Origin of the sequence: Kitasatospora sp. NPDC058063, assembly GCF_042885395.1 — a bacterium.
In the GTDB taxonomy this organism is placed as follows: domain Bacteria; phylum Actinomycetota; class Actinomycetes; order Streptomycetales; family Streptomycetaceae; genus Kitasatospora; species Kitasatospora lactacystinica.
This window is the reverse complement of sequence record NZ_JBHVSD010000008.1, coordinates 101,059-123,576: the sequence shown is the minus strand read 5'-3', so window position 1 is coordinate 123,576 and position 22,518 is coordinate 101,059. Positions and strand designations below refer to the sequence as shown.

18 protein-coding genes and 1 pseudogene are annotated in these 22,518 nt (G+C 74.0%); 8 read left to right on the top strand and 11 right to left on the bottom strand.

Annotated features, from left to right (window positions below; genetic code table 11):
• Positions 1-2: 2 nt before the first annotated feature.
• Positions 3-482 carry a hypothetical protein gene (locus ACFVUY_RS15895; protein WP_387692885.1) on the bottom strand — a complete coding sequence of 160 codons (480 nt, stop codon included), beginning with the start codon at positions 480-482 and terminating at the stop codon, positions 3-5.
• Positions 483-788: 306 nt separating this feature from the next.
• Between ACFVUY_RS15895 and ACFVUY_RS15890 the strand changes: the two genes are divergently transcribed.
• The 4 genes from ACFVUY_RS15890 (at position 789) to ACFVUY_RS15875 (ending at position 6,746) form a co-directional block, all read left to right on the top strand.
• Positions 789-2,048: a CaiB/BaiF CoA transferase family protein gene (locus tag ACFVUY_RS15890; RefSeq protein ID WP_387730685.1), complete on the top strand. Its 1,260-nt coding sequence runs from the start codon at positions 789-791 to the stop codon at positions 2,046-2,048.
• Between the two features lie 2 nt (positions 2,049-2,050).
• A complete protein-coding gene (locus ACFVUY_RS15885; protein ID WP_387730325.1) occupies positions 2,051-3,193 on the top strand; it encodes an acyl-CoA dehydrogenase family protein in 1,143 nt (380 codons plus the stop codon).
• 71 nt (positions 3,194-3,264) lie between these two features.
• Entirely contained in the window at positions 3,265-4,479 is a 1,215-nt protein-coding gene (locus ACFVUY_RS15880; protein ID WP_387730322.1) for an acetyl-CoA C-acetyltransferase, read from the top strand.
• An 89-nt stretch (positions 4,480-4,568) separates the two neighbouring features.
• The gene (locus ACFVUY_RS15875) at positions 4,569-6,746 is read left to right on the top strand and encodes a 3-hydroxyacyl-CoA dehydrogenase NAD-binding domain-containing protein (protein ID WP_387730319.1); all 2,178 of its coding nucleotides are present in this window, start codon (positions 4,569-4,571) and stop codon (positions 6,744-6,746) included.
• A 105-nt stretch (positions 6,747-6,851) separates the two neighbouring features.
• Here ACFVUY_RS15875 and ACFVUY_RS15870 read toward each other — a convergent pair whose 3' ends face one another.
• The 4 genes from ACFVUY_RS15870 to ACFVUY_RS15855 all read right to left on the bottom strand — a co-directional run bounded on the left by ACFVUY_RS15870 (position 6,852) and on the right by ACFVUY_RS15855 (position 11,484).
• The gene (locus ACFVUY_RS15870) at positions 6,852-7,637 is read right to left on the bottom strand and encodes a MerR family transcriptional regulator (RefSeq protein ID WP_387730316.1); all 786 of its coding nucleotides are present in this window, start codon (positions 7,635-7,637) and stop codon (positions 6,852-6,854) included.
• Positions 7,638-8,043: 406 nt separating this feature from the next.
• Positions 8,044-9,087, bottom strand: coding sequence for an isopenicillin N synthase family dioxygenase (locus ACFVUY_RS15865; protein ID WP_387730313.1), 1,044 nt, complete (start codon positions 9,085-9,087; stop codon positions 8,044-8,046).
• A 349-nt stretch (positions 9,088-9,436) separates the two neighbouring features.
• On the bottom strand, positions 9,437-10,084 hold the full coding sequence (locus ACFVUY_RS15860; RefSeq protein ID WP_380538753.1) for a response regulator: 648 nt from the start codon (positions 10,082-10,084) through the stop codon (positions 9,437-9,439).
• Positions 10,036-11,484 carry a histidine kinase gene (locus ACFVUY_RS15855; protein WP_387730311.1) on the bottom strand — a complete coding sequence of 483 codons (1,449 nt, stop codon included), beginning with the start codon at positions 11,482-11,484 and terminating at the stop codon, positions 10,036-10,038. The genes ACFVUY_RS15860 and ACFVUY_RS15855 overlap by 49 nt, the downstream gene beginning before the upstream one ends.
• Before the next feature lie 303 nt (positions 11,485-11,787).
• Between ACFVUY_RS15855 and ACFVUY_RS15850 the strand changes: the two genes are divergently transcribed.
• Positions 11,788-12,501, top strand: coding sequence for an ABC transporter ATP-binding protein (locus ACFVUY_RS15850; protein WP_387730309.1), 714 nt, complete (start codon positions 11,788-11,790; stop codon positions 12,499-12,501).
• Positions 12,498-14,891: an FtsX-like permease family protein gene (locus ACFVUY_RS15845; RefSeq protein ID WP_387730306.1), complete on the top strand. Its 2,394-nt coding sequence runs from the start codon at positions 12,498-12,500 to the stop codon at positions 14,889-14,891. Before ACFVUY_RS15850 ends, ACFVUY_RS15845 begins: the two co-directional genes overlap by 4 nt.
• Before the next feature lie 133 nt (positions 14,892-15,024).
• Here the strand turns inward: ACFVUY_RS15845 and ACFVUY_RS15840 are convergent, their stop codons facing one another.
• From ACFVUY_RS15840 to ACFVUY_RS15825, 4 genes are all read right to left on the bottom strand, one after another.
• Complete coding sequence (locus tag ACFVUY_RS15840; RefSeq protein WP_387730303.1) at positions 15,025-15,783, bottom strand: MerR family transcriptional regulator; 759 nt, start codon at positions 15,781-15,783, stop codon at positions 15,025-15,027.
• Between the two features lie 203 nt (positions 15,784-15,986).
• Positions 15,987-17,054, bottom strand: coding sequence for a DUF2332 domain-containing protein (locus ACFVUY_RS15835; RefSeq protein ID WP_387730300.1), 1,068 nt, complete (start codon positions 17,052-17,054; stop codon positions 15,987-15,989).
• A gap of 166 nt (positions 17,055-17,220) precedes the next feature.
• Positions 17,221-18,372 carry an SUKH-4 family immunity protein gene (locus ACFVUY_RS15830; RefSeq protein WP_387692861.1) on the bottom strand — a complete coding sequence of 384 codons (1,152 nt, stop codon included), beginning with the start codon at positions 18,370-18,372 and terminating at the stop codon, positions 17,221-17,223.
• Positions 18,373-18,573: 201 nt separating this feature from the next.
• A complete protein-coding gene (locus tag ACFVUY_RS15825; protein ID WP_387730297.1) occupies positions 18,574-19,599 on the bottom strand; it encodes a hypothetical protein in 1,026 nt (341 codons plus the stop codon).
• A gap of 58 nt (positions 19,600-19,657) precedes the next feature.
• Between ACFVUY_RS15825 and ACFVUY_RS15820 the strand changes: the two genes are divergently transcribed.
• Complete coding sequence (locus ACFVUY_RS15820; protein ID WP_387730294.1) at positions 19,658-20,218, top strand: ATP-binding protein; 561 nt, start codon at positions 19,658-19,660, stop codon at positions 20,216-20,218.
• Positions 20,219-20,222: 4 nt separating this feature from the next.
• Here the strand turns inward: ACFVUY_RS15820 and ACFVUY_RS15815 are convergent, their stop codons facing one another.
• Positions 20,223-20,813 carry a DinB family protein gene (locus tag ACFVUY_RS15815; protein WP_387692855.1) on the bottom strand — a complete coding sequence of 197 codons (591 nt, stop codon included), beginning with the start codon at positions 20,811-20,813 and terminating at the stop codon, positions 20,223-20,225.
• Positions 20,814-20,959: 146 nt separating this feature from the next.
• Here ACFVUY_RS15815 and ACFVUY_RS15810 point away from each other — a divergent pair.
• A pseudogene (locus tag ACFVUY_RS15810) lies at positions 20,960-21,715 on the top strand (class I SAM-dependent methyltransferase); the annotation flags it as partial.
• A gap of 174 nt (positions 21,716-21,889) precedes the next feature.
• On the opposite strand, the gene ACFVUY_RS15805 reads toward ACFVUY_RS15810, so the two are convergent.
• Positions 21,890-22,462, bottom strand: a complete 573-nt coding sequence (locus ACFVUY_RS15805; protein WP_387692852.1) for a dihydrofolate reductase family protein — start codon at positions 22,460-22,462, stop codon at positions 21,890-21,892.
• Positions 22,463-22,518: the final 56 nt, after the last annotated feature.

The window sequence follows — 22,518 nt, the reverse complement described above, 5'->3', positions numbered from 1 at the left end:
TTCTACCGACCCGGACGGAAGCCGGCGGCGACGGCGGCTTCGTTGGACTGGTAGTACTGCTGTGTCCGGTCGAGGTTGTTGGCGGCGCTGCCGAGCTTGCCGTGCAGGGTCTTGCACTGCTGCAGCCAGCGTTCGGTGCTGCCGGTGAGGGCGCCGCCGAAGGAGAAGCCGCGGATCCTGGTCGACGCGGTGCTCGCGTACTCGGTGAGGCTGTGCGCGCCCGCGCCCGCCTTGCCGTTGGCGTTGTCGAGGTCGGTGGCGATCTGGCGGGCTATCGCGGCCGAGGCGGTGAGCTCGTACGGGGTGTCCAGCCGGGTGGTGGCCTTGCCGGGCGGCATGAGGGGGAGCGGCGGCACGGTGGTGTCGCTCGGCTGCGCCGCCGGATTGGCGTACGGCGATTTCGCGGCGTACGTGGACGCCGGGCCCGGCATCGGGTCCTTGGCCGGTGCGACCGGTCCCGTGACGAAGTTCGGGCTACCCATGTGCGGAAATCCTCCCCATTCGGCGATGCGGCCGCTCCCCTGCGGCATGACGACCGTACAGGGGGGCACTGTCAGTGCACTGACCCACCCTCCGTCATTCCGGATGTGCGGGGAGTGGTGGGGTTCACCGGGGCCCGGCCGAGGGGGAATTGGCGGTTCGGCGCGAGGGCGGAGGTCTTGTTACTGGCGAGTCGCTTGCCTATCATCCCGAGTGTTACAGCTTTACTGTCAAACCCGTCGGGAAGGGTTCAGCTGCCAGTGGGTGACGCGAGCGGTGCGCCGGAGGCCGGGGGGCCGCTGGCGGGTGTGCGGGTGGTGGAGCTCGCCGGGATCGGGCCGGGGCCCTTCGCGGCGATGCTGCTGGGGGACCTCGGGGCGGACGTGGTGCGGGTGGACCGGCCGGAGCCCTCGCCGCTCGGCACCGATCCGGCGTACGACCTCAGCAACCGCAACAAGCGCTCGGTGCTGATCGACCTGAAGTCCCCCGAGGGCCCCGGGCGGGTGCTGGACCTGGTCGAGCGGGCGGACCTGCTGATCGAGGGCTACCGGCCCGGTGTCGCGGAGCGCCTCGGCGTCGGGCCGGAGGCGTGCCTGGCGCGCAATCCGGCGCTGGTGTACGGGCGGATGACCGGCTGGGGGCAGCACGGTCCCCGGGCGGCGACGGCCGGGCACGACCTCGGGTACGCGGCGGTCGCCGGGGTGCTCGGGATGGTGGCCGCGCCGGGCGGGGCCGAGGAGGCCCCCGGCATCCCGGCCAACCTGCTGGGCGACTACGCGGGCGGCTCGCTCTACCTGGTCGTCGGCCTGCTCGCGGGTCTGCACCACGCCCGGGCCACCGGCGCGGGCCAGGTGGTGGACGCCGCGATCGTGGACGGCGCGGCGCACCTCGGCAGCATGCTGTGGGGCCTGCTGGCGGCCGGTCACTGGCAGGACCGCCGGGGCGTCAACCTGCTCGACGGCGGCGCGCCGTTCTACGCGCTCTACCGGGCGGCCGACGGTGGGCACCTGGCCGTCGGCGCGCTGGAGCCGCGCTTCTACGCCGAGTTCGCCCGGCTGCTGGAGCTGGGCCCGGACGCGCCCGGCCAGTACGACCCGGCCCGCTGGCCCGAGCTGCGGGCCCTGATCGCCGCCCGCTTCGCCACCCGGACCAGGGCCGAGTGGGAGGCCGTCTTCGCGGGCTCGGACGCCTGCGTGGAGCCGGTGCTGACGATGCGTCAGGCAGCTGTGGACGGCCACCTGTCGGCGCGCGGGACGTACGTCGAGGCGGACGGTGTCACCCAGCCCGCCCCGGCCCCGCGCTTCTCCGCGACCCCCGGCGCCCTGCGCCGCCCGCCGGCCCGGCCGGGCGCGGACACCGGCGAGGTGGCCCGCGACTGGGGCGTGCCCTCCCTCGATCCCGGCGCCCCCTCCCCGGAACCCGGCATCCCGCCCCCGGAACCCGGCGCCCCGCCCCTCGACCCCGGCGCCCTGCCCCTCGACCCCGGCGCCCTGCCCCTCGACCCCGGCGCCCTGCCCCTCGACCCCGGCATCCCGTTCCCCAACCCTTCGGCAGAGCAAGGAGAGTAGCGTTGCAGCGCGAGATCTTCACCGAGCAGCACGACGACTTCCGGGCCACCGTGCGGGCCTTCCTGGCCAAGGAGGTGCAGCCGCACTACGACCGCTGGGAGAAGGCCGGCATCGTCGACCGCTCCGCCTGGCTCGCGGCCGGCCGCCAGGGCCTGCTCGGCCTCGCCGTCCCCGAGGAGTACGGCGGCGGCGGAACCCCGGACTTCCGCTACGCCGCGGTGCTGGCCGAGGAGTTCGCCCGGGCCGGCGCCTCCGGCCTGGCGATCGGCCTGCACAACGACATCATCGGCCCGTACCTCACCTCGCTCGCCACCGAGGAGCAGAAGCGCCGCTGGCTGCCCGGCTTCTGCTCGGGCGAGCTGATCACCGCGATCGCGATGACCGAGCCCGGCACCGGCTCCGACCTCCAGGGCATCCGCACCCAGGCTGTCGACGAGGGGGACCACTACCTGCTCAACGGCGCCAAGACCTTCATCTCCAACGGCATCCTCGCCGATCTGGTGATCGTGGTCGCCCGCACCACCCCCGAGGGCGGCGCGCACGGGCTGAGCCTGCTGGCCGTCGAGCGCGGAACGCCCGGCTTCGAGCGCGGCCGCAACCTCGACAAGATCGGCCAGAAGGCCCAGGACACCGCCGAGTTGTTCTTCGAGGACGCCCGGGTGCCGAAGGAGAACCTGATCGGCGAACTCAACGGCGGCTTCGTCCACCTGATGCAGAACCTCGCCCAGGAGCGGCTCACCATCGCCGCCGCGGCGATCGCCGGCGCCGAGTACCTGGTCGAGATCACCACCGACTACGTCAAGCAGCGCGAGGCCTTCGGCCGTCCGCTCGCCAAGCTCCAGCACGTCCGCTTCGAGATCGCCGAACTGGCCACCGAGTGCGCCGTCACCCGGGCCTTCGTGGACCGCTGCATCACCGAGCACAACCGCTGGGCGCTCACCCCGGCGGACGCCTCGATGGCCAAGTGGTGGGCCACCGAGCTGCAGAAGCGCACCGCCGACCGCTGCCTCCAACTGCACGGCGGCTACGGCTACATGAGCGAGTTCCCGGTCGCCCGGGCGTTCACCGACGGCCGCATCCAGACCATCTACGGCGGCACCACCGAGATCATGAAGGAGATCGTCGGCCGTTCCCTCCTCGGCTGACCGTTCCGCCCCGAGCTCTTGGGCGACCCCGCTCACCCCCTGCCCCGAAACCCGCTGAAAGGCGTTCCACCGTGACCACCGAAGCGTACGTCTACGACGCGATCCGCACCCCGCGCGGCCGGGGCAAGGCCTCCGGCTCGCTGCACGGCACCAAGCCGATCGACCTGGTCGTCGGACTGATCCACGAACTGCGCAACCGCTACCCCGGGCTGGACCCGGCCGCGATCGACGACATCGTGCTCGGCGTGGTCAGCCCGGTCGGCGACCAGGGCTCCGACATCGCCCGGATCGCCGCCATCGCGGCCGGCCTGCCCGACACCGTCGCCGGCGTCCAGGAGAACCGCTTCTGCGCCTCCGGCCTGGAAGCCGTCAACCTGGCCGCCGCCAAGGTCCGTTCCGGCTGGGAGGACCTCGTCCTGGCCGGCGGCGTGGAGTCGATGTCCCGGGTGAAGATGGCCTCCGACGGCGGCGCCTGGTTCGCCGACCCGATGACCGCCTACGAGACCAACTTCGCCCCCCAGGGCATCGGCGCCGACCTCATCGCCACCATCGAGGGCCTCTCCCGCACCGACGTGGACGCCTTCGCCGCCGAGTCCCAGGCCCGCGCCGCCAAGGCCCAGGCGGACGGCCTGTTCGACCGCTCGGTCGTCCCGGTGCGCGACCGCAACGGCCTGGTCGTGCTGGAACGCGACGAGTTCATCCGCCCCGGCACCACCGTCGAAACCCTGGCCGGCCTCAAGCCCTCCTTCGCCGCCATCGGCGAGGCCGGCGGCTTCGACGCCGTCGCCCTCCAGAAGTACCACTGGGTCGAGGCCATCGACCACGTCCACCACGCGGGCAACTCCTCCGGCATCGTGGACGGCGCGGCGCTGGTGGCCATCGGCAACCGCGAGGTCGGCGAACGGTACGGGCTGCGCCCGCGCGCCCGGATCGTCTCCGCGGCCGTCTCCGGCTCCGAGCCGACCATCATGCTCACCGGCCCCGCCCCGGCCACCCACAAGGCGCTCGCCAAGGCCGGGCTCACCGCCGCCGACATCGACCTGGTCGAGATCAACGAGGCCTTCGCCGCGGTCGCGCTCCGCTTCGTCCGCGAACTCGGCTTCCGCCACGACCAGGTGAACGTCAACGGCGGCGCGATCGCGCTCGGCCACCCGCTCGGCGCCACCGGCGCGATGCTGCTCGGCACCGTGATCGACGAACTGGAGCGGCGCGACCTGCGCTACGGCCTGATCACCCTCTGCGTGGGCGGCGGCATGGGCATCGCCACCATCGTCGAGCGCATCTGAGCCCGCCCGTCGCCCGCCGCCACCCTTCCTGGGACACGCCGGGCGTGGCACCTCCTCCGCAGACCGGTAGACCTGGAGACCGTGAACCCATGAGCGACACCACCACCATCCGCTGGGAGCAGGACCAGGACGGCGTGGTCACCCTCGTCCTCGACGACCCCGCCCAGTCCGTCAACACCATGAACGAGGCCTTCGCCGCCGACTTCGAGACCGCCGTCGCGCGGCTGGCTGCCCTGGCGTCCTCGGACGCGCTGCGCGGCGTGGTGATCACCTCCGGCAAGAAGACCTTCTTCGCCGGGGGAGACCTGCGGATGCTCTCCGCCGCCCGCCCCGAGGACGCCGAGGCCGTCTTCGAGAAGTCGATGCGGATCAAGCGCTCGCTGCGCACGCTGGAGACCCTCGGCAAGCCGGTCGTCGCCGCCCTCAACGGCAGCGCGCTCGGCGGCGGCCTGGAGATCGCCCTCGCCTGCCACCACCGGATCGCCCTGAACACCCCCGCCGGCCGGATCGGCCTGCCCGAGGTGACCCTCGGCCTGCTGCCGGGCGGCGGCGGCGTGGTCCGTACGGTCCGGCTGTTCGGCATCACCGACGCCCTGCTGAAGTTCCTGCTCCAGGGCCGCCAGTACCGTCCGGCGCAGGCGCTGGAACACGGACTGGTGCACGAACTGGTCGACACCCCCGAGGAGCTGGCCGCCCGGGCGCGCGCCTGGATCGAGGCCAACCCGAGCGCCGTCCAGCCCTGGGACGTCAAGGGCTACCGGATCCCCGGCGGCACCCCGGCCACCCCGGCCTTCGCCGCCAACCTCCCCGCCTTCCCGGCCAACCTGCGCAAGCAGCTGAACGGCGCGCCCTACCCGGCCCCGCGCAACGTCCTGGCCGCCGCCGTGGAGAGCGCCCAGGTGGACGTCGACACCGCGATGGCCGTCGAGGCCCGCTACTTCACCGAGCTGGTCTGCGGACAGACCAGCAAGAACATGATCCAGGCGCTGTTCTTCGACATGCAGGCGGTCAACTCCGGTGCCGGACGCCCGAAGGACGTCGAGAAGCGGCCGGTCCGCAAGGTCGCGGTGCTCGGCGCCGGGATGATGGGCGCGGGCATCGCCTACGCCTGCGCCAAGGCCGGCATCGACGTCGTGCTCAAGGACGTCAGCGTCGAGGCCGCCGAACGCGGAAAGGCCTACTCGGAGGGGCTGCTGAACAAGGCCGTCGCGCGCGGGCGCTCCACCGAGGCCGGGCGCGACGAGCTGCTGGCCCGGATCACCCCCACCGCCGAGGCCGCCGACCTGGCCGGCTGCGACGCGGTGATCGAGGCCGTCTTCGAGAACACCGAGCTCAAGCACAAGGTGTTCCGGGAGATCGAGGGCGTGGTCGACGCCGGCGCGCTGCTCTGCTCCAACACCTCCACCCTGCCGATCGGCGTGCTCGCCGAAGGCGTCGAGCGCCAGGGCGACTTCATCGGGCTGCACTTCTTCTCGCCGGTCGACAAGATGAGGCTGGTCGAGATCATCCGCGGCCCGCGGACCGGGGACGAGGCGCTGGCCCGCGCCTTCGACCTGGTCCGGCAGATCGACCGGACCCCGATCGTGGTCAACGACTCGCGCGGCTTCTTCACCTCGCGGGTGATCGGCCAGTTCCTCAACGAGGGCGTCGCCATGGTCGGCGAGGGCGTCCACCCGTCCAGCATCGAGCAGGCCGCCGCCCAGGCCGGCTACCCCGCCAAGGTGCTCTCCCTGATGGACGAGCTCACCCTCACCCTGCCGCGCAAGATCCGGGACGAGTACCGGCGCTCGGTCGAGGCCGTCGGCGGCACCTGGACGCCGCACCCGGCGGACGCGGTGGTCGACCGGATGGTCGACGAGTTCGGCCGTCCCGGACGCAGTGGCGGCGCGGGCTTCTACGAGTACGGCGAGGACGGCAGGCGCGGGCGGCTCTGGCCGGGGCTGCTGGAGCACTTCCCCGCAGGGGCGGCGGACGTCCCCTTCGAGGACCTCAAGGAGCGGATGCTGTTCAGCGAGGCGCTGGACTCGGTGCGCTGCCTGGAGGAGGGCGTGCTGACCTCGGTCGCCGACGCCAACGTCGGCTCGATCCTCGGCATCGGCTTCCCGGCCTGGACGGGCGGCGTGTTCCAGTACATCAACGGCTACCAGGGCGGCCCGGCCGGCTTCGCGGCCCGCGCCCGCGAGCTCGCCGCCGCGTACGGCGAGCGGTTCGCGCCCCCGGCGCTGCTGGAGCGGGTGGCGGCCGAGGGACGGACCTTCACGGACTGACCGTCACGGACCGACCGTCACGGACTGACCTTCACGAACCGACCCGACGACCTGCTCGGATCCCGGTGGGGCCGTGCGCCGCACGGCCCCACCGGGCCTCCGCCCCTACGCCTGTACCTGCTCCTGTTCCCGGGCCTGTACCTGCTCCTGCCCCTGCTCCTGGCGCAGTTCCTCGCCCAGTTCCTCCCGCAGGTACCGCTGGAAGGCCGTGACCAGCGCCTGCGCCACCATCGGCTGGATGTGGTCCGTCAGCGCCCGCATCCGGGCCAGCTCCTGGGGCGCGGGCTCGCTCTCCCGGTACGGCTTCCACACCGTCTCGCGGAACAGCCGCTGCAACTCCCGGGCCGTCGCCCGGCTGTGCTCCACCACCACCGACCGGGCGGCCAGCAGCGTCTCCAGCGGGATCGGCACGTCCAGGATCCGCACGCCCAGCGGCAGCAGTCCCGGATCCACCCGGAACACCTCCGGATCCCCCGTCCGCTCCAGCGCCCCCATCGCGGCGAGCCGCCCGACCTGCTCCTCCGTCAGCCCCCGCCCGGCCCGCCGCTCCAGCTGAGCCCTGGTGGCCTCCTCCGGGGCCTCCGGCGTCCAGGACGCCACCAGTGCACGGTGGATCGCCAGGTCCAGCGGTGAGCTGTCCTGCGGCAACCGCGCCAGGTACCGCTCGATCGCCGCCAGCGTCAGCCCCTGCCGCTGCAACTCCTCGATCAGCTCCAGTCGGTCCAGGTGCGCCGCCCCGTACAGCCCCACCCGCCGCGGCCCCAGCTCCGGCGGCGGCAGCAGCCCCTTCGTCCCGTAGAACCGCACCGTCCGCACCGTGACCCCGGCCCGCGCCGCCAGCTCGTCCACCGTCAGCCGCAACCCGACCCCCACCTCGCCGTGCTCCCCCACCCGCCGCCTCCCGCGCTGGCACACTCCTGCTGTGACAGCAGCAGTGTGACAGTGCCCGTCGCCCCGGGTCCATCGGTGCACCGGCTCAGGAGGACGGCCGGCGTCCGGTGGCGAGGCCGCGGGCGTAGCGGCGGAGCAGGTCGTGGGGGTAGGCGTACCGGCGGGGCGCGGGGGAGACGAGCAGTCCGACATCCACCAGCGCCTCGGTGAGCTCGATCGTCTCCGCCTCGGGGCGCCGCCGGCGATCCTCTACGTGATGTCGGTCGTGTCGACCGCGTCGGTCTTGCCGCCGCTCCGACAGCGCTGGGCCGACGGGCCCCTCCGGCCCGGGCACCCGAGTGAGTGCCCGGGCCGGAAGGCTGCCGGTGGGGAGCATCGGTGCGGTGCGGGCTACGCGCCGCGGGGGTCAGGCGAGGGCGGCGTGGTGGCGGCGGGTGACTTCGGGGTGGGCCCTGGTGTAGCCCTTCCACTCGTTGAGGCCGAAGTCGGCGAAGAGCGGGTTGGCCGGGTCCTCGGTGGCGCCGGGGGCGTGGTGGGCGAGCGGGAAGTCGAGCGGCTCGATGTGGGCGTCGAGGCGGGGGTTGTAGAAGAACGGCACCGAGAAGCGCTCGCGGGCGCCGGGCGGGCTGACCACGCGGTGGCTGGTGGCCTTGAGGTAACCGTCCGTGGCCACCTCCAGCAGCTCGCCGAGGTTGACGACGAAGGCGCCGTCGAGCGGCGGGACGTCCAGGAAGGTGCCGTCCGCGCGCTCGACCTGGAGGCCGCCGACGGTGTCCTGCAGGAGCAGGGTGATGAAGCCGTAGTCCTTGTGGGTGCCGACGCCCTGGCCGGTGCCGTCCGGGGCGCTGCCGGGGTAGCGGACCAGCTTGAGGCGCAGGTGGGGGTGGCCCGCGAAGGCCTCGTCGTAGAAGTCGGGGCGGGCGCCGATCGCGGTGAGCAGCTCGTGCAGCAGGCGGCGGGCGACCCCGCCGAGGTGGTCGATCCAGCCGAGCGCGGCGGTGCGCAGCTCGGGGAGCGCCTCGGGCCACTGGTTGGGCCCCTCCAGCCACCAGTACGGGGGCTCGCCGGTGCCGGGGACGTGCGGGGGCAGTTCGGCGCCGATGTCCAGCTGGTCGCGCCAGTCCTGGCTGCCGCCGGTGCGTTCGTCACCGGTGCGGGTGTAGCCCCGGTAGTGGGGGGAGTTGAGGTTGCTCACGGCGAGCCGGTCGGCCTCGGGGAGTGCGAAGAAGGCGCGCATGGCCCGGGCGAGTGCGGTGGTCTCGTCCGAGGTGACACCGTGGCCGACGAGCTGGAAGAAGCCGACGCCGGTGGCCGCGTCGCGGAGCTCGTCGTGCAGGCGGCGACGGTCCTCCGGGCTGCCGTCGGCGAGCGACAGGTCGATCACCGGGAGGGCGTCCGCCGGGGCGGAGTCGGTGCCGGTCTCGGATATGGGCGTGTACTGCTGCGTCATGTGTGACATCCGCTGGGTCTCGTCCCGGCTGGTCCCGGTGGTCGACCGGGGACGGCCGGAGCAGCGCCTGGTGCGGCGGGTGCTCGGGGAGCCGGGAGGTGGTGGCGGCAGGGCAGGGGCCGCCGGTGAGGGTGGGTGGCGCGAGGTTCAGCCGGAGCGTCGACAGGACATGGTCGTCACGCGGAGCAGGTCCACGTGGCGGCGGCGAACAAGGATGAGCACCTCACCAGCCTAATTGACCCGTTCTGCGGCAGGCGAGCCCCGTGCAGCGGAGGGCCACTCGCCACTTGTCGGTGATCTATCAAGTTGTGCGGGGCCGGTGCCGGAGCGCGGGCGATGGCGGCTCCTTTCAGGAGTTGTTGAGGTAGGCCAGGACGGCCAGGACCCGACGGTTGTCGTCGTCGGAGGGCTGGAGGTCGAGCCGGACGAAGATCGACGCGGTGTGCTTGGCGACCGCCCGCTCGGTGATCACCAGCTGCTGGGCGATCGCCGCGTTGGACCGGCCCTCCGCCATCAGCGCCAGCACCTGTCGCTCGCGCGGCGAGAGGGTGGAGACCGGGCCGGCCGAGGAGTTGTGGGTGAGCAGTCGGGTGATCACCTCCGGATCCATGACGGTGCCGCCCTGGGCGACCCGCCGGACGGCGTCGATGAACTGGGTGCCGTCCATCACCCGGTCCTTGAGCAGGTAGCCGATCCCGCCGGTGCTGCCGGCGAGCAGCTCGCGCGCGTAGAGCTGCTCCACGAACTGCGACAGCACCAGGACGGGCAGGCCCGGGTGGGCCCGGCGGGCCGCGAGCGCGGCCCGCAGCCCCTCGTCCGTGAAGCCCGGCGGCAGCCGGACGTCGACCACGGCGATGTCGGGGCGGTCCGCGGCCACCGCGGCGAGCAACTGCTCTCCGTCCTCCACCGCCGCGGTGACCTTCATGCCGTTGGCCTCCAGCAGCCGGGTCAGGCCGTCCCGGAGGAGGAAGAGGTCTTCGGCGATGACAACGCGCACGGGATCTCCAGGTTCACAATGGTCGGCCCGCCGGACGGGCTGCTGATCGCGAGCACCCCGTCGAAGGCGGCCAGTCGGCGTTCGGTTCCGCTGAGGCCGGTTCCCCGGGACGGGTCGGCGCCGCCGCGCCCGTCGTCGGTGACCGATATCCGCAACAGCCCGCCACTGTGCCCTATCTCGATCCACACCTGCGAGGCCCCGGCGTGCTTGACCACGTTGGCCAGCAGCTCCGTCACCGCGAAGTAGGCCGCCGACTCCACCGGGGCGGATGCCCGGCCGGGCAGGTCGCCGCTGAAGCCGACCGGCAGCGGCATGTCCAGCGCCGTCGCCCGAACCGCGTCGGCCAGGCCGCGGTCGGCGAGCACCGGGGGGTGGATGCCGCGGACCAGGTCCCGCAGCTCTCCCAGCGCCCTCACCGAGGACAGCCGGGCCTCGGCCAGCAACGGCCCGAGGGCGTCCGGATCGTCCTTCAGCTGCTCGGCCACGGTCAGCAGCATGCCCAGGGCCACCAGCCGGGCCTGCGCCCCGTCGTGCAGGTCCCGTTCGATCCGGCGCAGCTCGGCCGCGCCGGCGTCGATGGTGTCCGCCCTGGTCCGCGCGAGGTGGCTGACCCGGCGGGCGAGCTCGGCCCGCCGGGAGGGCCCGAGCAGGGCCCGGGCGGCCTTCTCGTGGAACCGCAGGACCGGTGGGGCGGCCCACAGCACGGCCAACGGGGCGACGGTCAGACCCATCGCGTAGACGACGCCCAGGGCGAAGAACCGGCCGTTCCGGCCGAAGACCTCCAGGGCGACCGGGGTCAGCAGGACGATCGCGGCGGTGAGCAGCACGGCGGCGCCGGTGAGCAGGGTCCAGGCGAAGTCCCGCCAGGTCGCCGGGTCGGTGAGCCAGCCGCCGGTGCGCAGCCGTCGCCAGGGCCCGGCCCCGACCGGCCGGCGGTACGGCACCGGGATCGGCCGCCCGCTCCACTTCCCGACCGTCCGCCTGCTCTCCGTCGCGGCCCAGCGGGCCCCGAACAGCCCGAGCACCAGCAGCGAGGGCGCCAGCCAGAGCGAGCCGGACCGGCCGCCGGGCGCGGCACCCCCGTAGAGGTGCGTCGCCATCAGCGCTATCGCCCCCGGGGCGAACAGCGCGGCGCCGACCGCCCGGCCGCCGCCCCCGGTGGCCCAGCAGAGCGCCCAGAGGGCGACCGGCCCCATCGGCACCACCAGGATCAGCGGTCCGCCCGGGTGGAGGTCCAGGGGATCGTCCGGTCCGAACAGCGCGGAGGCCAGCAGGACCGGCCCCGCCAGCAGCGCGAGGAAGCCCGTCACGGCCAGCGTCGCCGCGTACCAGGCCCGCACCCCGTCCGTGCACGCCCGGCCGACCCTCAGGGCCAGTCCTTCCAGCACTCCCGCGTTCATGACGCGCCCCCTCTCCCATCCGTGGCCCCGGTCGGGGACCTCGGAGCCGCGGGCCCGGAGCGGCGGACCCGAAGCCGTCGCCCCGAAGCCCCCGCGGACCCCGGTTCCGATCTTTCGATGGGTCAGTCTGCCCGTCCGGGTCGCCCGGCGCTCTAGGCCTGAACACCCAGTTCGGGGTGTATCTGGATACACCCCGTAGAGGCCGTCCAGACGGCTGTCGGCACCCCGTCGCGGATTCGTAGCGTCATGTCCCGTCAGCCGGACCGGATTTCCCGGGGCCGGACCCCGAACCGTGGAGGGCCCGTGAACGCGCCGATCATCCGGATCCGCGGCGTCAGCAAGACGTACGACCGATCCGACTCCGCCCGTCCCGCCCTGGCCGGGCTCGACCTGGAGGTCCGGGCCGGCGAGGCGCTGGCCGTGCTCGGCCGCTCGGGCAGCGGCAAGTCCACCCTGCTGAACCTGGTCGCCGGTCTCGACCGTCCGAGCGAGGGCGAGGTGGAGGTGGACGGCGTCGCCGTGCACCGGCTCGGCGAGGCCGCGCTGGCCGAGTACCGGCGGGCGCGGATCGGCATGGTGTTCCAGTTCTTCAACCTGCTGGACGACCTGACCGCGGAGGACAACGTGCTGCTCCCGGCCCAGCTCGCGGGGATGCGACGGGAGGCGGCCCGTGCCCGGGCCGGGGAACTGCTGGAACGGCTGGGAGTGGCCCGGCACGCCAAGGCCTTCCCCGGCCGGCTCTCCGGCGGCGAGCGCCAGCGGGTCGCGGTGGCCCGGGCGCTGATGAACCGTCCGCCGCTGTTGCTGGCCGACGAGCCCACCGGAGCGCTGGACACCGCCTCGGCCGCCGACGTCCGCGACCTGCTGCGCGGGCTCAACGCGGAGGGCCAGACGATCCTGCTGGTCACGCACGACACCGCGCTCGCCGACGCCTGTGCCGACCGGACGATCGAACTGCTCGACGGCCGGCTGGTCCGGGACACGGCGGCCGCGTCGGCGCCGGGCGGTGGCCGATGAGCGCGCTCGGCAAGGTGGTGCGTGCCGGGGTCGGCCGCCGGCGGGTGCAGACACTGGTGATGGTGCTCACCACGATGGTGTCCGTGACGGCGTGCATCCTCGCGCTCGGGCTGCTGGTCGCCGCCCAGGGCCCCTACCAGCGCTCCTTCGCGGACCAGCGCGGCGCCCACCTCAACGTGCTGTACGACGGGGAGAGAGCGAGCCCAGCCCAGCTCGCCGCGACGGCCCACGCGCCCGGCGTGACGGCCACGGCCGGCCCCTACCAGGCGGTGACCGTCCAGCCGCGCTCCGGCCCCGACACCCGGATCCCGCCGGCCGGGAGCCCGCTGCCGCCGATGACGCTGGTCGGCCGTGCCCAGGACGGCCCACTGGACGGCCTGCGGATCACCGATGGCCGCTGGATCGCGGGCCCCGGTGAGGTGGTGTTCCTGGACGGGCACTCCCCGCTGGCGGTCGGCGACAGCATGGAGTTCCCGGACCGGCCGGGGCACCCGACGCTCAAGGTCGTCGGCCTGGCGGCCTCGGTCTCCTGGAGCGCGGACGGCTGGGTCGCCCCGGAGCAGGTGGCCGGGCTGGCGGCGCCCGGCACGGTGCCCGCGGTCCAGTACCTCTACCGCTTCGCCCACGCCGACGACGACGCCGAGGTGGCCGCGGACCGCGCCGCGCTGGCCGCCGCCGTCCCCGGCGACGCGCTCGCCGGGGTCACCTCCTACCGACCCGCCCGGGAGGAGGCGAACCGGACGGCCTCGACCTTCGTCCCGTTCGTCACGGCCTTCGGGGTGCTCGGGCTGGCCATGTCGGTGCTGATCATCGGTGTCGTGGTCAGCGGCGCCGTCAGTGCCGCCACCCGGCGGATCGGCATCCTCAAGTCCCTGGGCTTCACGCCCGCCCAGGTGGCACGCGCCTACGTCGGCCAGGCGCTGATCCCCGCCGGGCTCGGCACGGCGCTCGGCGTGCTCCTCGGGAACCTGCTCTCCGTACCGGTCCTCGGGCTGGCTCACAAGGCCCTGCGCGGCGGGCTGCTCGGCATCCCGGTCTGGGTGGACGCCGTGGTCGCGGTGGCGGCGCTGGCGGCCGTGGCGGGCACCGCGGTGGTACCGGCCCTGCGGGCCGGGCGGCTGCGGACGGTGGAGGCACTCGCGGTCGGCCGGACGGCTCCCGGCGCCAAGCGGGCGGCCGCCCGCCGCATGGCCGGCGGGGCGGGGGCGGCGGGTCCGCTGTCCCGGGCGCAGGACCTGATCGGCCGGCTGCCGGTGCCACGTGCGTTCAGCCTCGGGCTGGCCTCCCCGCTCAACCGGCCGGGCCGCTCGGCGACCACCGGTGCCGCCGTGGTGCTCGGCACGGTCGGGGTCACCCTCTGCGTCGGTCTGACGCTCTCGCTGAGCTCCATCCAGGAGGGCCTGGCGGCCGACCGCGCGGGCAAGGTGGTGGTCCAGGTCCCGATCGAGGGCGCCGCGCAGCCCGTCGACCACGTGGACGAGGCGGCCGTGGCCAAGGCCGTCGAGTCCCGGCCGGGCACCCGCGCCTGGTACAGCACCGCTCCGGCCCCGATCGCCCTGGCCGGGAACACCGGGCGCTCCGAGGTGGTCGCGTTCAGCGGCGACGCCTCCTGGAGCGGCTTCCAACTGGTCTCCGGCCGCTGGTTCCACGGCCCCGGCGAGGTGGTGGTGGCCGCCGCCTACCTGCGGGCCAACGAGGCGAAGGTCGGTGACACCGTCACCCTCACCGACCACGGCCGCAGCACCCCGGCGAAGATCACCGGCGAGGTCCTGACCACCCACGACGTGGTGTTCACGGACCGGGCCACGCTGGCGCCGCTCGGTGGCGCGATCCACGCCGAGGCGCTCACCTTCCACATCGACCTCACCCCGGGCACCGACGCGCAGTCCTACGCCGACGGGCTGGACCAGGCCGTGAAGCCGATGGGCCTGGGTGCCGAACCCGGCGGGGAGCACCTCAACATCGTGGTGCTGGCGATGAACACCCTGGCGGGCGTGCTCACACTGCTGCTCTCCGTGGTGGCGGGGCTCGGGGTGCTCAACACCGTGCTGCTGGACACCAGGGAACGGGTGCACGACCTCGGGGTGCTCAAGGCGCTCGGGATGGCGCCCCGGCAGACGGTCGGCATGGTGCTCACCTCGGTCTGCGGCAGCGGGCTGGCGGCCGGATTGATCGGAGTCCCGATCGGTGTCCTGGTGCACCACCAGGTGATGCCCGCGATGGCCCGGGCCGCCGGAATCGGAGTGCCGGACGCCGACCTCGCCGTTTTCGCCCCGCCGGTGGCGGGGCCGCTGATACTCGGCGGCCTGGTGCTGGCCCTGCTCGGCGCCGCCCTCCCGGCCACCTGGGCGGCCCGCACCCGGACGGTCACGGCGCTGCGCACGGAGTGACAAGGAGAAAGGACCAGGAGCGGAGCCGCCCGGCGTCCGGCCCGGTCCGGGAGCCCCCCGTAAGGCTCCCGGACCGGCCCGGACAGGGCTGGGTCGGACATGGCCGGGTCAGGTCGGTCCGGCCCAACCCGGCTCAGGACAGCCGCGCCGCCGCGTACGCCTCCATGGCGGCACGCTGGTACGCGGCCAGGCCCGGGGCGATGGCCTCGTACGCGGCGCTCCACTGCTCGTTCTCGGTGCAGGAACGGGCGATCGCCAGGTACTCCTCGGTCGGAACCGAGCGGATGGTGCGGAGCAGCTGGTACTCCTCGTCGATCGTGCTCTGCACGGGCTCGGCGTCGGCCGGGTGGCCGGCCGCCATCAGCTCCGCCAGGTGGATCATGCGGGCGGTCCGCTCGCGCTGTCCGGCCTCGATCTCGGCCGGAGACATCGCGGCGGTCGCGCGCCGAGCCGCCTCGGCGTGCTCGGGGAAGTCGCGCAGGCTCGCGTCGACGTCGTCGGGCTGGATGCCCTCGAACAGGTTCTCGGGGCGGTTGATGGTCATGGGCGTGCCGTCCTTCCGGGAGCGTTCCAGGTCAGCGATCGTGCGGGAAACAGTGGTGGCCAGGGCGTCGAGCCGGTCGCGCTCGGCGACCAGCCGGCGGCGGTGGCCCCGCAGGGCCTCCAGCTCGTCCACCTGATCGCCCAGGATCCGGGCGATCTCGGTCAGCCCCACGCCCAGTGCCCGCAGTACCAGGATCTGTTGCAGCTGGAGCAACTGCCGTTCCTCGTAGTAGCGGTGGCCGTTGGAACCGATCCAGGCCGGGGGCAGCAGCCCGATCTCGTCGTAGTGCCGCAGCGTCCTGGCGGTCACCCCGGACATCCGGGCCACATCGGCGATGGGCCAGGCCATGGCCGCCTCCCTCGTTCTCCACGTCCCCACGTCCCCACGTTCGCGTGGACCGGGGCCGGTTCTCCGGCCCTGGTCACGACCGTAGAGGCTGCCGTTGCGGCAGCTTCAAGCCGAGACTCCCGCCGGTTTGCCCGCTGCCGCACACCGCCGCCCGCTGCCGCACACCGGCGCGCGCCGCCCGTGCCTCTGTGCCTCGTCTGCCTCTATGCCTCGCCGGGCCACGCCTCGCCGAACCAGTCCAGGGACTGCCCGTGCGGCCCGGTGAAGGCCACCGGCCGCCCGTCCAGCGCGAGCGCGAACAGTCCGGAGTCGGCCGGGGCCGGGCGGGGGAGGCGTCGGGCGACGGTCGGCAGCACGGAAACCGCCTCGTTGGAGATCCAGTGCCCGGGCAACTCGCGCATCGTCGCCGCGAACTCCTCCCGCTCCTCCGGCGACAGGTACGCGAGCACCGCGCTGTGGAACACCACCGGCGTCGACCCCGCCGGGGCCCGAGCCACCAACTCGCCCACCGTCGCGTTGAGATCGCCGCGCACCAGCAGCGGCGGTTCGGCCCGGGCGACCCGGACGGCGCCGCGCAGCCGGTCCAGCCGGTGGGTCTGCTCGGGCCAGACCAGCGACTCCAGCCAGCGCACGTCCTCCTCGGCCCGCACATCCAGCGGATTGAGGTCGATCCCGGCCCGCCACACCACCTCGGGCAGCCGCTCCCGCAGGGATCCGGGGAGCGGCACTGGACCGCTCACCGCGCAGTCCAGCGTCACCGGGCTCGCCTCGGCGCCGAACTCGGCGACCGAGGCCCGGCTGCCGCTGCCGCTGCCGCTCTCGCTCCCGCCTCCACTCCTGCGCCCGTCTCCGGCCACGTACCGGTACCGGTATCGATACCGGTCCGGGTACAGGCAGAGTCCGGCCGAGGCGCCGACCTCGATCAGGGCGAGCGGCTGCGGCAGCGCGGCCAGCAGCGGCAGCAGGGTGGCGCAGCGGCCCGCCTCGTTGGTCTGTGTCCGCCGCTCCAGCATCGTCGCCGAGACCCCGGCCCAGTGATCCGCCGCCCAGCCGTGGAAGGCCGGCCAGCCCTCCGTCACCGGCCCGCCCAGGTGCCGGACCGCGCCGAACAGCAGATTCGGCTGCCGCTTCGCGATGGGCAGCCCGTCCAGCAGCGCACACAACTGCCGGTCATCGGCGACGCGTTCGGCCAGCTCCTGGTAGATCGGCGAGTTGCCGTGCGCCTCCCTCTCCGCGAACGCCCGGTAGAGCTCCCCCGTACCGCTGCGCATCCCTCGCAGCTCCCTTCGATGCCTTCTCAAGTGATCGAATCGGCTCAGCCTACGCCCGGCCCGTCACCCCTCCCGCCGCCCACAGCGCGTCGACCGGCGGGCCGGTGCACCGGCCCGTCGGCGCCCCGCCCGCCGCCCGTCACCAGAGCCCGGCCGGGCGAAGCGCTCAGCCGAGCAGGCCGCCCATGTGCCCGTCCTCGGCGAGCAGTCGCCAGGAGCAGCCGGGCGAGGCGAACGCCTCCGGGTCGACGGTCTCCACCAGTCGGTCCACCACCGCGCTCAGCAGCGCCTGCGGATCGAACACCGCCCAGGTGCCCCGGGCACGGCCGTAGTCCCAGCGGTCCCACTCGGCGCGCAGCCGCTCGTACGTCCAGAGGGCGTAGAGCAGGGCGGACAGGTCGCGGTTCAGGTAGGCCTCGGGGTGGCCGTCGTCGTACCAGTCCGGCAGCTCCAGCCGGCCGGTGGCGCCGTCCAGGGCGATCGTGAGGTCGGTGGGCCAGTCCCCGAGGGCGAGGAAGTCCCGCTGGTACGGCCGTTCCTCCTCGCCGTCGAAGTACTCCGGGTACGCCTCGCCCATGGTGACCAGCGGTTCCTCGCACACCCCGAACATCGCCCCGCCCAGCGGCAGGCCGACCTCGGTCAGCAGCCGCCGGGTCGGCTCGTGCACGAGAGCGGCGGGCAGCTCCTCGGGCCGGAACCGGTGCACCCGGCCGGGGCCGCCGTCCTGGTCCGTCAGCGCCGCCAGCTCCGCCACCAGCTCCGGGGCCGTCTCGTACGCGGGCCCGCCCGGCCCGCCGGGCAGCGCGCCCCAGCCCAGCGCCCGCACCAGCAGCGCGGTGCCCCAGTGCGGGGGCGGAGCGGATCCGTCGTCGAACAGTCCGGGATCGATCTCCCGCATCCGCCGCTCGGCCCCCGCCAGCACCTCGGCCACCACGGTGGGCCCGCGTCGCCCGTCCAGTGCCTCCGGCCGCCGGGCCCCCTCGGCCACCGCGTCCACCTCGCGCACCAGGCCCGCCAGCGCGGCCACGCCGGAGGCCAGCAGGTCGCGCCGCGGGCCACCGTTGTCCAGGAACACCTCGCCGGTCACCCCGTCCAGCAGCACCAGGCTCCCGCCGGCGGCGAACGGCGTGCAGTACTCCGTCTCCCCGAGGACGAACAGCCGCTCCGCCTCCGCCGGGAAGGCCGTCAGCTCCCCGTCCCCGAGCGCCTCGAAGTCCAGGAACGCCCCGGTCGCCGGCAGTCCCTCCCGCACCAGGAACTCCCGACTCCCCGCGTGCACCACCTCACCCGGCAGCTCCGCCGCCCGCACAAATCCCACGTGCCCCAACCCTTTCCCTGCCTGCCCCGTGACCCACAGACCCTAGCGGCCCGGCCCGACAACACCGAGGACTCCCGAGCGGGGGAGGGGTGCGGCGGCGGGTCGGTGTGAGCGGCCGGCCGGGGGCGGGGCGGGGCGGGGTGGTTCGGTTGGTCGCCCGGGGCGCTCGCCGTGCGGGGGCGGAGGGGGCGCCCGGGCGGCTCACGGCAGCGCGGCCCCGTCGACGTTCCAGTGCTCGGGCAGGTCCGCGTCGCAGAAGACGCAGGCGTAGTGCTCCTCGCGGACGAGGTTGCAGCGGGCGCACCGGGGGCAGCGGCGGAAGACCACCGCGTGGGTGAAGGCGTCGGGGTGCGGCAGTCCGAGGCGGGCGAGGGCGGCGGCGACGGCGGGCCAGGACGTGGTGTCGGGGCAGTAGCCGGTGGAGTGGTTGCCGACCGTCTCGACCTCCCATCCGTCCGGTGACCGCCGGAACCCGATCTCCCCGGCGCTCAGCACCAACTCCCCGCCCGCACAGTCCACATGCTCGCTGCGGCGCGGAGCGATTCGCAGTGCGCCGCCGAGGTCGACCACGAAGGTGAACGGTTCCGCGAGCTCCTCGGCCGACCGCTCCTCCGCCCAGGCGGCGAACTCGCCTTCCGTCCGCAACCGTTGACCGCCACCGCCACCGCCACCGCCACCGCCACCGCCATCGCCGCCACTGCCACTGCCACTGCCACAGCCCCCGCCGCCGGTGCCGTCACCAGCCGCCCGCAGCTCCGGCGGCCCCACGTACCGGTACGCCCTCCCGAAGCTGTCCGCCACCTCCGCCTCGATTCCGCGCTCGGCCAGCCGCGCCCGCCAGTACGCCATCTCGACGGCTGTCCCGCTGAGGCCGAAGTCCCGCAGCTCGTCGAGGAGTTCCCGCGCCTGCCGGAGTGTGATGTCCGCTCCTTCGCGGAGCGTCCGTAGTGCGGCCACCGGGTCGGTGAGCGGCCCGGTGAGTCGGAGCCGGGCCGGTCCGTGGGTGGTCAGCAGCGTCTCGCGGACGTCCTGCGGTGCGGCCTCCGGGCCCGCGTCCTCGCAGCAGGCGGCGCCGCACCGCGGGCAGAAGCGCTCGGCGTCCCACCACAACTCCCGTCCGTGCAGCAGGAACTGCCCGAAGCTCCGGACCGCGTCGCCGCCGCAGTCCGCGCACCGGACGGTCACCCTCGCGCCCTGCTCCGTACCCGTCACGCCGGATGTCCCCATGCCCGACACCCTAGGGAGCCGCTTCGCTGCCGCTCCACCCGGCCCGTAGGGTGCGGGGATGAAGCGCTACCTGCTGACCGGCACCCCGGGGGCCGGGAAGACGGCGATCCTGCGGTGGCTGGAGTGGGCGGGCCATCCGGTGGTCGAGGAGGCCGCGACGGACGTCATCGCGCTGCGGCAGGCCCAGGGCGAGCCGGAGCCGTGGACGGCCCCGTCGTTCGTGGACGCGGTGGTCGACCTGCAGCGGCGGCGGCAGGAGGGGGCCGTCGGCCGACCGGGGGAGGTGCGGTTCTTCGATCGCTCGCCGGTGTGCACGTACGCCCTGGCGGTGTACCTCGGCCATTCGGTGACCCGGGCCCTCACCCGGGAGCTCGACCGCATCCGGGAGGCGGGGGTGTACGAGCGCCGGGTGTTCTTCGTGGAGAGCCCGGGCTTCGTCACTCCGTCCGAGGCCCGGCGCATCTCGTACGAGGAGTCGCTGCGGTTCGAGCGGATCCACCGGGAGGCCTATGCCGGGTTCGGGTACGTGTGTGTACCGATCGCCCCGGGGCCCCTCGCCGACCGGGCGGCGGCCGTGGTGCGGCACGTCGGCGCGGACGCGGCCCCGCACGGGAGCTGACGGTTCAGGCCAGGCTGCCGGCCTGCCGGGCCGCCTGCTCCACGCGGTCGTGGTGGGCCCGCCACCAGTCGGCGTCGCCGGGGGCGGTGTTGGCGCCGTCGGAGCGCTGGCCGGTGGCGCCGTCCACGAGTTCGCGGACCAGGTCGGCGTGTCCCACATGGCGATGGGTCTCGGCGATCATGTGGACGAGTACCCGGTGCAGGGTCTGTTCGTGGCCGGCGCCGAACGGGACCTTGCCGACGGCGTCCAGCGGCAGGGCCTCGATGGTGGCGTCGGAGTGTGCCCAGACCCGCCGGTAGCGCCCGGTGATCTCCTCGGTGCTCTCGTCCGCCCGCGCCCACAGGTCGCCGTTCGGCTCGGTCCCGCCGGTGATCCACACGGGGGCCGGTTCGGGGAAGGGGCGGCCGAAGGTGTCGCCGAAGTACAGGGCCTCGGCGCCGGTGACGTGCTTGACCAGGCCCAGCAGGTTGGTTCCGGTGGGGGTGAGCGGGCGGCGCAGGTCGTACTCGGAGAGGCCTTCGAGCTTCCAGAGCAGGGCGTCGCGGGCGTCCTGGATGTAGATCCGGAGATCGGTCTTGTCATCTGTCACGGTCATGGGATCAGTCTGCTGATCACGGAATGCCTGTCCATCGATTTCCCGCCCCGCGAACGTCCGGCCAGGAGTCAACTCGTGCCAGGATCAACTCCGTTCGCCCGAGGCCGGTTCCCTGGCCGGATCCCTGTCCGAACCTCTGGCCGAACCCGGCCGCCCCCGGACTGGCGGAGGCGCCGGCCGAGGCGCTGGGGCTCGACGGGCGGGGGCGGCTGCTCGACGTGGGGTGCGGGCCGGGCACGCTGGCGCTGGGCCTGGCGCACCTGTTCGGCGAGGTCGTCGGAGTGGACCCGGGCGCCGGGATGACCGCCGAGGCGCGCCGGGCCGGCGCCGCGGAGCCCAAGGCCACCTGGGTGCGGGCCCGGGCCGAGGAACTGCCCTCGGGCCTCGGCACCTTCACACTGGCGACCTTCGGCCAGTCCTTCCACTGGATGGACCGCGACCTGGTGGCGGCGACCGTACGGCGCGTGCTGCGGCCCGGCGGCGCCCTGGCGCACGTCTCGGACCTGAAGGGCGAACCGCGGCCCACCGAGGGGCTGCCGCACCCGCCGGTCCCGTACGCCGCGATCGGCGAGCTGGTCCGGCGCTACCTCGGCCCGGTCCGCCGCGCCGGGCAGGGGCTGCTGCCGCACGGCACACCGGACGGCGAGGCCGCCGTCCTCACCCGGGCGGGCTTCACCGGCCCGCAGCGGATCGTCGTCCCGGGCGGGCGACCGCTGGAGCGCACGGCCGACGAGGCGGTCGCGGGCGTCTTCTCGCTCTCCTCCTCGGCCCCGCACTTCTTCGCGGAGCGCCGCCCGGCCTTCGAGTCGGACCTCCGCGGCCTCCTCGCCCGGACCTCGCCGTCGGGGCTCTTCTCGGAGCGGCAGCCGAGCGGCGAGGTGTTCATCTGGCGCACCGCACCGCAGCGGAGCGTTGACGGTTCGGGACGGGACGGGACGCAGAGCACAGAGCACGGCCGCACGGGACACCGGACATCGGGCATCGGGCACGGGACAGGAGGGCCGCCCCCGCCCCGACCCCGTCGACGCTCTCGCCGCCGACGCAGGGGAAGCGGTCGGGGAGCAGCCGGGGAGCGGTCAGCGGACGACGTCGAAGACCTGCTTCTGCAGGCCGTTCCCGTACACCTCGTGCTCGACCAGCTTCAGCTTCTGGGTGTCCTTGTCCGTCGTGCTGAACAGGCGCTTGCCGGCGCCGAGCAGCAGCGGGAAGACGAGCAGGTGGTAGCGGTCGATCAGACCGGCGTCCGAGAGGGCCCGGTTCAGGGCGGCGCTGCCGTGGACGATGATCGGGCCGCCCTCGGTCTCCTTCAGCGCGGCGACCTCGTCGAGCGAGCGCAGGATGGTGGTCCCGCCCCAGTTCGGCACCAGGTCGTCCTCGGTGAGGGTGGTGGAGACGACGTACTTCGGCAGCGTCTTGTAGCGGGCGAACTCCGGCATGTCCGGCCACACCGGGCTGAACGCCTGGTAGCTGACCCGGCCGAGCAGCATCGCGGTGGCCTCCTCCTGCTCCCGACCCTTGATCTCGAACGCCTCGGGGAGGAACTCGATGTCCTTGAAGGTCCAGCCGGAGTTGCGGTAGCCGGGTTCGCCGCCGGGGCCCTCGACGACGCCGTCGAGCGAGACGAAGGCGGTGCTGATCAGGGTGCGCATGGGTGGTTCCTCGGTTCTCGTGCGGTTTCTCGTGCGGATCTGGAGCGGTCGGGCCG